Below are 12,861 nucleotides of genomic sequence, written 5' to 3' on the forward strand. Positions count from 1 at the left end.
TCAATCCGCAGGAAGATGTTGCTTAATTGCCCGCGATACACGAAAGTATAAATATGACCCCTTACGGGGGTGTTCCTTGGCACGCTGTTCGCAGCTTCGGCCCCTGCTTTCCCGGCAGGGGCCGTTTGCATTTGCACTGAAGTGATTTTTGGCGCGCCAACCGCGAGGCTGGTCAGCCCGCCGCGCGCAGGCGCCCCGCGCCGGTCTGCGCCCAGTCATGCACTGCCTTGCCAAAAGCGCGGAACAGCGGGCGCGACACCGGGTCATTGGCGGCATTCCATTCGGGATGCCATTGGACGGACAGGGTGAAACCGGGCGCGTCCTTGACGTGGATCGCCTCTGGCGTGCCGTCGGGCGCGTGCCCCTCAACCACCACACCCGCGCCGGGGGTCTTGATCCCCTGCCCGTGCAGCGTATTGGTCAGCACCTCGGTCGCGCCGAACAGCCGGTGAAAGACACCGCCCTCAGTCAGCGTCACCTTGTGGCGCAGTTCGAATTTCTCTTCCAGCGTGCCGTCGGGCGGCATCCGGTGATTCATCCGCCCCGGCAGGTCGCGAATCTCCGGGTAGAGCGATCCGCCCATGGCGACATTGACCTCCTGGAACCCGCGGCAGATGCCCAGAAAGGGCTGCCCCCGCGCCACGCAGGCGCGCACCAGCGGCAGGGTGATCGCATCGCGCGCCCGGTCATGATCGCCATGCGCCTCGGTCCAGTCCTCGCCGTATTCCTCGGGATGGACATTGGGGCGCCCGCCGGTGAGCAGGAAACCGTCGCAAACCTCCAACAGTTCCTCGACCGAGACAAACCGCGGATCGGCCGGGATCACCATGGGAATGCAGTCCGAGACATCGGCGACCGCCTCGGAATTCATCTGCCCGCCCGCATGGGTCGGATACTGATCGTTGATCAGGTAGGAATTGCCGATGATGCCAACGATGGGGCGCGCCATGTGCCAATGCTCCTTTGAACATCGCATATGTAGACCACGGACGCCTTGACGAAAAGTGTCCGCCCGCACAGCGCGCTCTGCGGTCGCACACAGCCCGGGGTTTTGCCTGTCTGGCAGGCGTCGGCGCGGTGATGCGCCTCTGCCCCCTTTTGTCAGTGCCGCGCCGCCCGCGCCCCGGTCAGGACGTGTCTCAGCCCGCCGCCTTCAGTTCCAGCCGCCGACGGTGCAGCACCGGTTCGGTATAGCCCGAGGGCTGCACCCGGCCGTCGAAAACCAGATCGCAGGCCGCCTGAAAGGCGATGCCGTCAAAGCCGGGCGCCATCGGCACATAGGACGGGTCGCCCGCGTTCTGACGGTCCACCACCTCGGCCATGCGTTTCATGATCTCCATCACCTCATCCTTGCCGATCACCCCGTGATGCAGCCAGTTGGCGATGTGCTGCGAGGAGATGCGGCAGGTGGCGCGGTCTTCCATCAGGCCCACGTCGTTGATGTCCGGCACCTTGGAACAGCCGACCCCGGCATCGATCCAGCGCACAACGTAGCCAAGGATGCCCTGCGCGTTGTTTTCGACCTCGCGGGTGACCTGTTCGGGCCGCCACTTGCGGAACGAGGCCAGCGGAATGTCCAGCACCGCGTCCACATGGGCGCGACGCCCGCCCTTGCGCAGCTTGTCCTGTACGGCCATCACATCGACCTTGTGATAATGCAGCGCGTGCAGGGTGGCGGCGGTCGGCGATGGCACCCAGGCGGTGTTCGCCCCGGATTTCGGGTGTTCGATCTTGGCCTCCAGCATGGCGGCCATCTGGTCGGGCATGGCCCACATGCCCTTGCCGATCTGCGCCTTGCCGGACAGCCCGCATTCCAGACCGATGTCGACGTTGCGCGCCTCATAGGCGCCGATCCAGCCCTTGCGCTTGATGAAATCCTTGCGGCTGAACGGACCCGCCTCCATCGAGGTGTGGATCTCGTCCCCGGTCCGGTCGAGGAAGCCGGTGTTGATGAAGGCGACGCGATGTTTGGCGGCGCGGATGCATTCCTTGAGGTTGACCGATGTGCGGCGTTCCTCGTCCATGATGCCCAGCTTGACGGTATATTGCGGCAGGTCCAGCGCCTGTTCGACAAAGGAAAAGACCTCATCGGCGAAGGCGACTTCCTCCGGTCCGTGCATCTTGGGTTTGACCACATAGACGGAGCCCGCGTGACTGTTGCGCAGGCCATTGGTCTTGGTCAGGTCATGGCGGGCAATCAGGACCGTCGCCATGGCGTCCATCAGCCCCTCATAGATTTCCGACCCGTCGCGCAGCAGGATTGCCGGGTTGGTCATCAGATGGCCGACATTGCGCACCAGCATCAGCGCGCGGCCCTTGATCCGGAAGGCGGTGCCGTCGGGCCCCAGGAATTCGGGATCCGGGTTCAGCTTGCGGGTGACCTCTTGGCCGCCCTTTTCAAACGTGTCGGTGAGGTCGCCACGCATCAGGCCCAGCCAGTTGGCATAGGCCAGCGCCTTGTCCTCGCCATCGACGCAGGCCACCGAATCCTCGCAATCCATGATGGCCGAGACGGCGCTTTCCAGACGCACATCTGCCAGCCCGGCCTGATCGCGCGCGCCGATGTAATGCGTGCGGTCAAAGACCAGTTCCACATGCAGGCCGTGGTTGCACAGCAGCACGGCATCGGGCGCCTTGGGATGACCGCGATAGCCGCGGAATTTCGACGGATCCACCAAGGGCTGATCGTCCACCAAGAGCGTGCCGCTCTTGATATGGTAGCGGCGGGCGTCAGCATGGCTGACACCTTCAACTGGGAAGGCCTCATCCAGAAACACCCGCGCGCGGGCGATCACGCGTGCGCCGCGCCCCTTGTCATAGCCGCCTTTCGGCGGGACCGAGCCCATGGCATCGGTGCCGTAAAGGCTGTCGTACAGGCTGCCCCAGCGGGCATTGGCCGCGTTCAGCGCGTAGCGGGCATTGGTGATCGGCACCACCAGCTGCGGGCCCGGCACGCTGCTGAATTCCGGGTCGGTGTTGGCGGTGTCGATCTCGAAATCATCACCCTCGGGCAGAAGGTAGCCGATCTCTGTCAGGAACGCCTTGTAGGCCTCGTGGTCGTGGGGCTGGTTGGCGCGGGCCTTGTGCCAGTCATCAATCCGGGCCTGCAGGTCTTCGCGTTTCTCCAGCAGCGCCTTGTTGCGCGGCCCGAAGTCATGTGCCAGCGTCGAGAGCGCCGCCCAGAAATCATCCGCGGCGATGCCGGACCCCGGGATTGCCTGCCCTTCGAGAAAGGCCGCAAGACGTGTGTCCACCTGCAGCCCTGCGCGTTCAACCCGGTCGACCATGGTATACCTCCCCATTTGAGTTGAGCCGGAGGGTAGCATCAAGTTTCCGATAGGCAACAAGGGGGAGTGATATTATTCCCGGTGAAAGCCGGAATGCAGTTTCAGGTGGAATTTGAAAGCGGAGGGCCACATGGCCGAGCATCTTGTGGATCTGGAGACATGGCCGAGAACGCAGCAATTCCGCTGGTTTCGCGGATTCCAGCGGCCGCATTACGCGGTCACGACCCGGATGGATGCGACCGTATTGATGGCCCGGCGCAAGCCGCGTGGCGTGTCCCCGTTCCGGGCCTGCCTGCATGCCATCGGCTGCGGTCTGCACGCGGTGCCGGAATTGAACATGCGGTTTCGGGGCGACACGGTGGTGCGCCATGACCGGGTCACCATGTCGATGCCGGTGCCGTCCGACAAGGGCGGGTTCAATTTCGGCTATGTGGATTTCGACCCGGATTTCGCGGTCTTCGAACCACGCGCCAAGGCGCAGATCGATGAGGCGCGGCGACGGGACAGCCTTGCCCCCAATGAAAGTGCCACCGACGCGGTGGCCTATATGTCCTGCCTGCCCTGGCTGGATTTCACCTCGATCGACAATGCGATGCCCAATGCAGAGGACTGCATTCCCCGCGTCGCATGGGGCAAGATCGTGCCCGAGGGCGAGCGCTGGCGCATGGCGATGAGCATTCAGGTGCATCACGCGCTGGTCGATGGTGTCCATCTGGGCGGCTATTTCGCCGCCGTGCAAGAGGCGTTGGATGCCGATGGAGGCGCGGCGGGGTAAACCCCGCCCTACGCGGCCTCCTCCTCGTCCGCCTGCTGGCGCGCCCAGAGGGCCGCGTAACGGCCCTGACGGGCCAGCAGCGCGTCATGCGTGCCTTGCTCGACCACCTCACCGTCCTGCAGGACAACGATCCGGTCCGCATCGGCGATGGTCGACAGGCGGTGTGCGATGGTGATGACGGTGCGTCCCTCACCGGCGCGGCGCAGTGCCTCCTGGATGGAGGCCTCTGTCTCGGTGTCCAGCGCGCTGGTCGCCTCGTCCAGCAGCAGGATCGGCGGATCCTTGAGCAGGGTGCGGGCGATGCCGACACGCTGCTTTTCGCCGCCCGACAGTTTCAACCCGCGTTCGCCGACCTGCGTTTCGTAACCTTCGGGCAGGCTGGAGATGAATTCATGGATCTGGGCGGCGCGGGCGGCGGCGACGATATCCGCTTCGGTCGCGCCGTCGCGGCCATAGGCGATGTTGTAGCGGATGGTGTCGTTGAACAGTACGGTGTCCTGCGGCACGACTCCGATGGCGGCGTGCAGGCTGTCTTGTGTCACGTCGCGAATATCCTGCCCGTCAATGCGCACGGCGCCGCCGTCCACGTCATAGAACCGGAACAGCAGCCGCCCGATGGTGGATTTGCCGGACCCGGAGGGGCCGACCAGCGCCACGCTTTCGCCCGCACCCACGGTCACGTCGATGCCCTTGAGGATCGGGCGGGTGGGATCGTAGCCGAACTTGACCCCGTCGAAGCTGACAGTCCCGCCGTTGACGGCCAGCCCGGGCGCACCGGGTTTGTCCGAAACCTCGCGGGGTTGTTCGAGCAGGTCGAACATCTCTCCCATGTCGACCAGCGCCTGCCGGATTTCGCGGTAGACCGTGCCGAGAAAGTTCAGTGGCATGGTGATCTGGATCATGTAGGCGTTGACCATGACGAAATCGCCCACGGTCAGTGCGCCGTTCTGCACCCCCACGGCGGCCATGACCATGACCGCAACCAAACCGGAGGTGATGATCAGTGACTGTCCGGCGTTCAGCATCGCCAGAGAGGTTGCCGTCTTGATCGCGGCCTTTTCATAGCCCTGCATGGCCACGTCATAGCGCGCAGCCTCACGCGCCTCGGCCCCGAAATACTTGACCGTTTCGAAGTTCAGCAGGCTGTCGATCGCTTTCTGGTTGGCGTCGGTGTCCTGCTTGTTCATCTCGCGCCGCAGTTTCACCCGCCATTCGGTGACCTTGAAGGTGAAGGCGACGTAAAGCGCGATGACCCCAACGACGACGACCAGATACCAGACGTCGAAGAGGAAAAAGAGGACCGCCGCGACAAGGATCAGTTCCAGCATCAGGGGCCCGATGCTGAACAGAAGGAAGCGCAGCAGGAATTCGACGCCTTTCACCCCGCGTTCGATGATCCGGCTGAGGCCGCCGGTCTTGCGCGTGATGTGGTATCGCATCGACAGGCGGTGAATATGGGTAAAGGTCTGCAGCGCGAGGGTCCGCAGGGCGCGCTGGCCGACCTTGGCAAAGATCGCGTCGCGCAACTGCTGAAAGCCCACGGTCATCAGGCGCGCCATGCCATAGGCGATGGTCAGCCCCACGGCGCCCAGCATCAGGTCCGATACCTCTCCGGACAGGCTGTCGACCGCGCCCTTGTAGAGGATCGGGGTGCCAACGGCGATAAGCTTGGCCAGCACGAGGAACCCGAGCGCAATCACCACGCGGCGTTTTGCCCATGTCTGCCCCTCGGGCCAGAGATAGGGGCCGACACGGCGAATGGTGCGCCAGCCGGAGCGGCGTTCTTCGGCAGCGATTTGGGCGTCGGAAGAGGATGCGGGGGGCATGAAGGGCCTTTCGTTGACCCGCTTCACCTAGGCCGACTGTCCCCGGCCTGCAAGCCGCGTGCGGCGGAAAGCCTGCAAGGGGGCGCTGCCCCCTCGGCCTGCGGCCTCAGCCCCGGCGGTATTTTCAAAGAGAAGAAACCGCAGGCGGCCTTTCAGTTCGAGGCGGCGTCAGGGATGTCGAAAATCTGGCCGGGGTAGATCAGGTCGGGATCGCGGATGCGATCGCGGTTGGCCTCGAAGATGCGGACATATTGCATGCCGTCGCCGTAGCGTTTGGTCGAGATGCCCCAGAGTGTATTCCCCGGCTGGATCGTGACCGAGCGCACCGGACCGCTGCCACCCTGCCCCACGGCGCGTTCCAGGACCGCCGCGCTTTCGCGCAGGAACGGGCTCTCGACGCGGGCAATCACCTGTCCCGCCGCGTCGATCTGGTCGACACGCAGCGTGTAGGTTCCGGTATCGATTTCCGGCAGTTGCACGCGCCAGCGACCGTCCTCCTGAATGCGCGAGGTGGTGATGGGCGCGTTGTCGAGATAGATTCGTACCGAGGCGGTGGTCCTGCCCCGCCCCGAGATCAGGACGTCCCCGGCATCGTCATAGCTGATGGAATCGAGCGCCACGTCACCGGGCGCGATGGGCGCGGTTGACAGCGCCTCGACCCCGCGCGGTGTCGCCAGAAGGACGGTGGGCAGACGCGGCGACGCGGGCGGCGTGGTCACGTCCGGTTCCGCCCGCGCGGTGATGACGGGATCCGCCGGCGCCGCCGGTGCGGTGGTCTTCAGGTCGCCGGGTGCCGGGACCGCCAGCTGGGTGGCGGGGGCCGCCGTCCCTGCCCCGACCGTCGCGTCGGGGTCCTTGGTGTCAAAGGGCGCCTGTGTTCCGGCCACGCCGCCAAGGCGCTGCGGGTTGGCGGCCGGGGCCGGTGCGGGCTGGACGCCGGGGATCGGGCCGCGATGCGGCGCGCCGCTCCATTTAGGATTGCCAAGCGGCGCCGGGCCATCGCCCGGCCCGGTGCCGGGATCGGGATCCGCGCTGGAGATCACATCCGGTTCTGGGCCGGTTTCCGGCGGTTCCGTCGTGACCTGCGTCGCGTCAGCTGTTCCGTCCGGGCCGGTGGACGGGCCGGGCACCGGGGTTACGGTCATGCCGCCGGGCGCGGGTGTCACGCCGGGCACGGCCAATGCGACCTCATCGCCGCTGAGCGGCTTGGCTCCCGGAAGGGGATCGACCTCAGGGCGCGGTTTGGCCTGCGTGTCGGGCTGGGTTTCCAGCAGCGGGCCGGACGCTGCGGTCTGGCCGGGCTGTCGAGCGGGCGGCGGGGTGACAGCGGCCAATTGTTCGGTCGGCGCGACGATCACGTCCCCTTCGGAGGCTACGATGGTTTCGTCGATCGTTTGGCGCAGGCTGATCACCGACGCCTGATCCGGCGCGAGATTGAGGAAGACGGTGAACTTGCCATCCGTGCCGATTTCCAGCGACTCGACCGGTTCTCCATTCACGATCACGTCCAGTTGCGCGCCCGGCTCCCCCCCACCGGCGACCAGTGAAAAACCATCCTGTTCCGCGCGCACCACGTCAAAGCTGGGCCGGATGACGGTGGTGTCACCATCAAGCAGCGGTTCCGCGATGGTGGTGCCGGCATTCGGATCCAGCAGCGGCAAGAGGGGCGCGATGCCGGGGGCCGGTTCCGTCGGTTCCGGGGCGGTTGCGGTCTGGTCGGGATCGGGGGCCACCTCTGCCGGTTCGCCCGTACCCGGAACGGGCCGCGCGACGGTTTCGACAGGCGCGGGAGCCACGGGCTGCGGTGCGGCGGGTGTCAGCCCCGGTTTGGGCTGCACGGTGGCGACGCCAGTGGCAGAGGGCGTCCGGGCGGTTTCCACTGGCGGGGTGATCGGTTCGGGCGCTTTTGCGGTTTCGACTGGGGTTGTCGGTTCGGGGGATTTGGCCGTCTTGACTGGCTCTGCCGGAACAACCGGATCAGCAGTTATGGCCGTTTCCGCTGGGCTGGCCGGATCGGGCGACTTCGCTGTCTTAATGGGTTCAGGAGCCTTGGCGGTTTCGACCGGGTCCGGCACCTTTGCCGGTGCGACCGGGTCCGCCGGTTCAGGGCTTTGTGCGGGTTCGATTGGCGCGACAGGATCAGGCGTCTTGGCAATCTCCACCGGCTCGACAGCCACAAGCGGCGCATCGGGGTCCGTGTTGTCGGGCGCGACGGGCGCCTTGGGGGCATTGGCCGTCACCTGTGGACCCGGCGCATCCGGTGCCTTGCGGCCCGGCATGTCGATCATGCCGGTCATGACCATGACGGTCACCGCCCCCGCTGTGCCCGCCGAGGCGAGGGCCAAATAGGTTACGATCTTGCTCATGGCAGCCTTTCGAATTCCAGCGTCCGAGGCCACAGTCCCCCACCAAGGCCATCAGGACGGTTGAGAGAATATAAACCACAGGCTACCAAGCGTCAAAAGTCGTTTTTTCCAGAGGCCTTGAGGCGCGCGATGTCGAAACTGTCCATCTGTGTCTACTGTGGTTCCCGCGTTGGCGGCGATCCGGAATACGCCGCCCAGGCGACGGCTCTTGGCCGTGCCATCGCCGCCGAGGGCTGGCGGCTGGTCTATGGTGCGGGGGATGTAGGCCTGATGGGCACGGTCGCGCGGGCGGCGCAGGATGGCGGCGGAGAGACCTTTGGCGTGATCCCCACCCACCTGTTGCAGATGGAGGTGGGCAAGACCGATCTGACCAGTTTCGTCATCACCGAGACTATGCATGAGCGCAAGAAGGTCATGCTGATGAACGCGGACGCGGTGGTGGTCATGCCCGGCGGAGCGGGGTCACTGGACGAGTTCTTTGAAGTGCTGACATGGCGCCAGCTTGGCCTGCATACCAAGCCGGTCCTGCTGATGGATGTGAACGGCTACTGGGGGCCGCTGAAGGCCCTGTTGCACCATGTGGTCGACAGCGGGTTTGCCGATGCGTCCCTGCTGGATTTCGTTCAGAGCGGCGCTTCGGCGGATGAGGTCATGGCGCTTTTGCGGCGCGCCCTTTCCTGAGCGAGGCTGGACCCGGAATATAGCGCCAGCGCGATCCAGATCAGCACGAAGGCCGTGATGTGCCAAGGTGTCAGCGGCTCGCCAAAGAGTACCACGGCGCAGAAGAACTGCAGCGTCGGGTTGACGTATTGCAGCAGGCCCAGCGTGCTCATGCTGACCCGCTGCGCGGCGGCGGAAAACAGGATCAGCGGCAGCGCGGTGAGAAAGCCGGAAAAGATCAAGAGTGCGGATGTGTAGAGGTCATCGCCAAAGACCGCCTTGTCCTGCGCCTCCAGGGTGACCAGCCAGAGCAGGCCCAGGGGCGCAAGCAGCAGAACCTCGGCCGTGACTGTCACCACCGCCCCGGCGGAAAGGCGTTTTTTGACAAGGCCGTAGATCCCGAAGGTCACCGCAAGGATCAGGGCGATCCACGGGGCAGTGCCCAGCCCCCAGGTCAGTTGCGCCACCGCCAGTGCCGCCAGCCCGACGGCGACCCATTGCAAAGCCGACAGCCGTTCGCGCAACACGACCACGCCCAAGAGAACCGCGACCAGCGGGACAGTGTAGTAGCCCAGAGAGGTCTCACGCACCTGTCCGATCTGCACCGAGAGGATGAACAGAAACCAGTTTGCGGTGACCATCAGTGCGGCAATTGCGGTGATGACAAGAGGCCGGATGCGCCCCACCACGCCCCGCAACTGCCCCAGCCTGCCCTGCACTGCCAGAAGCCCTGCGAAGACCACGAAAGACCACACCGTGCGATGCGCCAGCAGTTCCAGCGGCGGCACGTGGACGAGCAGCTTGTAATAGATCGGCGACAAGCCCCAGATCGTGCAGGCGCCGATCATCAGCAGGATGCCTTTGGTGGTCGGGGACATGGATGGCTCCGTCAGACGTCTCTGCCCTACAGAGCGGCGCGTCGGGCTGCAAGCGGCGGGCGTCCGGGAGACTTGACAGGGCGAAAGGCTCTGGTCACAAATTCCGGTATTCAATCACAGACAAATCGCGTGTGATCGTTTGCCGGACGGCGCTTTTTGCCCCGGCGTGAAATTCGTAGATTCATTGGCGCGCTCGGAAACGGTGTGCGCGGAAACGGGAAAAATGAAATATTCAATTATTGCGGGCGTGGCCTCGATCACGCTTGCTCTGTCCGCGCCGGTCGTGTCGGCGCAGGAGATGCTGGTTGCGGAATACCTAATGCAGGCCGACACCCACGACATGTACAATTCCAATGGCGTTCGGTTGAACAGCTTCTGCCAGATCGTTCAGCAGGACCGCGCGAACTTTCACCGTTTCGGCAAGCCCGGGCCGATGGATCAGTACGATTCGGTGTTTCACGATGCCAACAACCGCATGCGCATTCCGCAGACCTGCGTCGTCGTCGGACAGGGCCAAAGAGGCGTGAACAACGTCATGAGCGGTCAGCCTGACGTCTTCAGCGTCAAGGTCTATGTGCAGGGCGGGGTCATCTCGACCGTTCTGATTGAATGAACCTGCAGGACCGTGCGGGTGCCGGGGCGCCCGCGCTGCCCGCCAGCGACCAAATGCAATGGCCCGGCACGTCCAACGACGGCGCGTTTCTTGATTGCTTGCAACACATCAGCGGGAGCGGAAGATGAGCCAATCGGCCCGGCCACAGCCTCTCGGCGTCGCATTGATCGGTGCCGGGATGATCGCCAAGACCCATGTGGCGGCGCTCTCTGCGGCGCGCCGCTCTGTGCGGCTCGGGGCGGTGGTCTCTCGTCGTCCCGAGCGCGCCGAATATCTGGCTGAGCACTACCTCGGCGACGCGCCCCTCTTTACCTCAGACCTGAGCCGGGTCACGGACGATCCGTCGATCCAGATGGCCATCGTTGCCACCCCGCCAAGCGTGCGGTCGGACCTGATCGGCGCACTTGCCCGGGCAGGCAAGCACATCCTTCTGGAAAAGCCGGTGGGGCGCAGCGTGGCCGAGGCACAGGAGGTTGTTGATATCTGTGATCGCGCGGGTGTGACGCTTGGCGTGGTGTTTCAGCATCGGACCCGCGCGCCGTCGATCGCGGCAGCAAGGCTTGTTGCCGAAGGTAACCTTGGCAAGCTGGGTCTTGTCGAAATCGCCATACCACTCTGGCGGCCGCAGTCCTATTACGATGAGCTGGGGCGCGGCACCTATGCCCGCGACGGCGGCGGTGTGATGATCACCAATGCGATCCACTCCATCGACCTTGCGTTGAGCCTGACCGGCCCGGTGACATCCGTTCAGGCGATGACCGCGACGACGCCCCTGCACCAGATGGAGGCCGAGGATTTCGCCGTTGCGGGCCTGCGCTTTGCCTGCGGGGCGGTGGGGTCCTTCGTGGCCAGCACGGCGATGTTCCCCCATCGAACCGAAAGCATCACGCTGCACTTCGAGAACGCCTCTCTGCGGATCGACAAGGATGCCCTGATCGTCAATTGGCGCGACGGGCGCTGCGAAACCAACGGTCAGACCGCCACGGCACCGGCGGTCCCGCTGTCGGGCGGCAAGCATGAATGGCATCAAGCCGTGATCGAGGATTTTGCCGATGCCATCCGCGCCAAACGCCCGCCGATGGTCACGGGTCGGCAGGCGCTGACCTCTCAACGCCTGATCGAGGCGATTGAAACCTCTTCGAGGACAGGCCGCCCGGTCGACGTTACGCCCTGATCGAGCGGCAGGATCGGACGCCCCGGTCCTGCCACGCAACAAAAAACGCCCCCGCAATCGTTTGCGGGGGCGTCTGGATTTCAAAGGCAAGGCTTTTGGCCCGCCCACAGACGAATCCGGGACTTACAGGCGCGAGGCCACGTTTTCCCAGTTCACGAGGTTGTCGAGGAAGTTGGCGAGATACGCCGGACGCTTGTTGCGGAAGTCGATGTAGTAGGAATGCTCCCACACGTCGCAGCCCAGAAGCGCAGTCTGACCAAAGCACAGCGGGTTCACGCCGTTTTCGGTCTTGGTGACCTTCAGGCCGCCGTCGGCGTCCTTGACCAGCCACGCCCAGCCCGAACCGAACTGGCCGGCACCGGCTGCGGAGAACTGCGACTTGAACTCATCGATGGTGCCAAAGCTGTCCTTGAGCGCCGCCTCAAGCTCGGACGGCATGGCGTTCGGGCCGGGGCCCATCATTTCCCAGAACTGGGTGTGGTTCCAGTGCTGCGAAGCGTTGTTGAAGATACCCGACTGCGCAACCGCATTCGCGTCATAGGTACCCTTGACGATATCCTCGACGGATTTGCCTTCCCACTCGGTCCCGGCAATCAGCTTGTTGCCGTTGTCGACATAGGCCTTGTGGTGGATGTCGTGGTGGTATTCCATCGTCTCCTGGCTCATGCCCTGGCTGGCCAGTGCATCGTGCGCATAGGGAAGATCGGGAAGTTCGAAAGCCATGGGTCACCCCTCCGTGATGTGGCGGTTATTCTCGCAATAGGTGTCTCTGCCGCGCTGGAAGGTCAACCCTGCCGCAGCAGCTAATGTTCCATTTGCCACTAAAGTTTGCTGACCTTGCAAGTGCCCATCCGGTTGAACATGCCCTCATAGCCGCGTGGCTGGGCGGTGATGTTCATCTTGCCCGAGGATTTGAGGTAGGTCGCCCGATAGGACATTTTCACACGCTGGTTCGCCGCAGATCGCATCTCGACGATCCACGAAAAGGTCGTGCGTGCAGCGTTGTCCTTGACCAGCTTGCCTTCGACCGGCACGCCGCCATTGAATCCAAGGATCGCCGCATCGGACACGACGACGCGATCCGTTTCGCTGTCCCGCGCGATGAAGATCACCGGCTGGATCCATTCGCGCTCGGACGCGCCCTTGACCGTGCAGTGATAGCCCGTCTTCTGGGCAAAGGCCGCGCCGCTCAGGGCGGCCCAGCTCAACAGGGTCAGGATCGCAAGGCGCATGACGGCTCCGGTTCTGTCTGGTGACCGGGCCAGTATCGGGACTGCGCGCC

The 12,861-nt window shown here is 64.5% G+C and carries 11 protein-coding genes; 4 read left to right on the forward strand and 7 right to left on the reverse strand.

All coding sequences use genetic code 11. The features are described 5' to 3' along the window. Positions 1–172: 172 nt before the first annotated feature. Positions 173–949 (reverse strand): gamma-glutamyl-gamma-aminobutyrate hydrolase family protein, encoded by a 777-nt coding sequence (locus ACTXGA_RS00295; RefSeq protein WP_443391088.1) that lies wholly within the window; start codon positions 947–949, stop codon positions 173–175. A gap of 190 nt (positions 950–1,139) precedes the next feature. Then, positions 1,140–3,287 carry a malate synthase G gene (locus ACTXGA_RS00300; protein WP_443391089.1) on the reverse strand — a complete coding sequence of 716 codons (2,148 nt, stop codon included), beginning with the start codon at positions 3,285–3,287 and terminating at the stop codon, positions 1,140–1,142. Between the two features lie 130 nt (positions 3,288–3,417). On the opposite strand from ACTXGA_RS00300, the gene ACTXGA_RS00305 reads away from it, so the two are divergent. Further along, positions 3,418–4,062 carry a CatA-like O-acetyltransferase gene (locus tag ACTXGA_RS00305; protein ID WP_443391090.1) on the forward strand — a complete coding sequence of 215 codons (645 nt, stop codon included), beginning with the start codon at positions 3,418–3,420 and terminating at the stop codon, positions 4,060–4,062. Between the two features lie 8 nt (positions 4,063–4,070). Here ACTXGA_RS00305 and ACTXGA_RS00310 read toward each other — a convergent pair whose 3' ends face one another. Both ACTXGA_RS00310 and ACTXGA_RS00315 read right to left on the reverse strand, forming a co-directional pair. Then, a complete protein-coding gene (locus ACTXGA_RS00310) occupies positions 4,071–5,888 on the reverse strand; it encodes an ABCB family ABC transporter ATP-binding protein/permease (RefSeq protein WP_443391091.1) in 1,818 nt (605 codons plus the stop codon). 152 nt (positions 5,889–6,040) lie between these two features. Continuing rightward, positions 6,041–8,254: a LysM peptidoglycan-binding domain-containing protein gene (locus tag ACTXGA_RS00315; RefSeq protein WP_443391092.1), complete on the reverse strand. Its 2,214-nt coding sequence runs from the start codon at positions 8,252–8,254 to the stop codon at positions 6,041–6,043. 129 nt (positions 8,255–8,383) lie between these two features. On the opposite strand from ACTXGA_RS00315, the gene ACTXGA_RS00320 reads away from it, so the two are divergent. Continuing rightward, the gene (locus tag ACTXGA_RS00320; RefSeq protein WP_443391093.1) at positions 8,384–8,935 is read left to right on the forward strand and encodes an LOG family protein; all 552 of its coding nucleotides are present in this window, start codon (positions 8,384–8,386) and stop codon (positions 8,933–8,935) included. Here ACTXGA_RS00320 and rarD read toward each other — a convergent pair. Next, a complete protein-coding gene (rarD, locus tag ACTXGA_RS00325) occupies positions 8,878–9,792 on the reverse strand; it encodes an EamA family transporter RarD (RefSeq protein WP_443391094.1) in 915 nt (304 codons plus the stop codon). The genes ACTXGA_RS00320 and rarD overlap by 58 nt on opposite strands. 223 nt (positions 9,793–10,015) lie before the next feature. Between rarD and ACTXGA_RS00330 the strand changes: the two genes are divergently transcribed. Both ACTXGA_RS00330 and ACTXGA_RS00335 read left to right on the forward strand, forming a co-directional pair. Continuing rightward, on the forward strand, positions 10,016–10,405 hold the full coding sequence (locus tag ACTXGA_RS00330) for a hypothetical protein (RefSeq protein ID WP_443391095.1): 390 nt from the start codon (positions 10,016–10,018) through the stop codon (positions 10,403–10,405). Positions 10,406–10,529: 124 nt separating this feature from the next. Further along, positions 10,530–11,579 carry a Gfo/Idh/MocA family protein gene (locus ACTXGA_RS00335; protein ID WP_443391096.1) on the forward strand — a complete coding sequence of 350 codons (1,050 nt, stop codon included), beginning with the start codon at positions 10,530–10,532 and terminating at the stop codon, positions 11,577–11,579. A 123-nt stretch (positions 11,580–11,702) separates the two neighbouring features. On the opposite strand, the gene ACTXGA_RS00340 is transcribed toward ACTXGA_RS00335, so the two are convergent. Together ACTXGA_RS00340 and ACTXGA_RS00345 are read right to left on the reverse strand one after the other, a co-directional pair. Further along, a complete protein-coding gene (locus ACTXGA_RS00340; RefSeq protein ID WP_443391097.1) occupies positions 11,703–12,302 on the reverse strand; it encodes a superoxide dismutase in 600 nt (199 codons plus the stop codon). 98 nt (positions 12,303–12,400) lie between these two features. Beyond that, positions 12,401–12,811 carry a hypothetical protein gene (locus tag ACTXGA_RS00345; RefSeq protein ID WP_443391098.1) on the reverse strand — a complete coding sequence of 137 codons (411 nt, stop codon included), beginning with the start codon at positions 12,809–12,811 and terminating at the stop codon, positions 12,401–12,403. Between the last annotated feature and the right edge of the window lie 50 nt (positions 12,812–12,861).

Origin of the sequence: Antarctobacter jejuensis (assembly GCF_052266595.1) — a bacterium.
Lineage (GTDB): Bacteria > Pseudomonadota > Alphaproteobacteria > Rhodobacterales > Rhodobacteraceae > Antarctobacter > Antarctobacter jejuensis.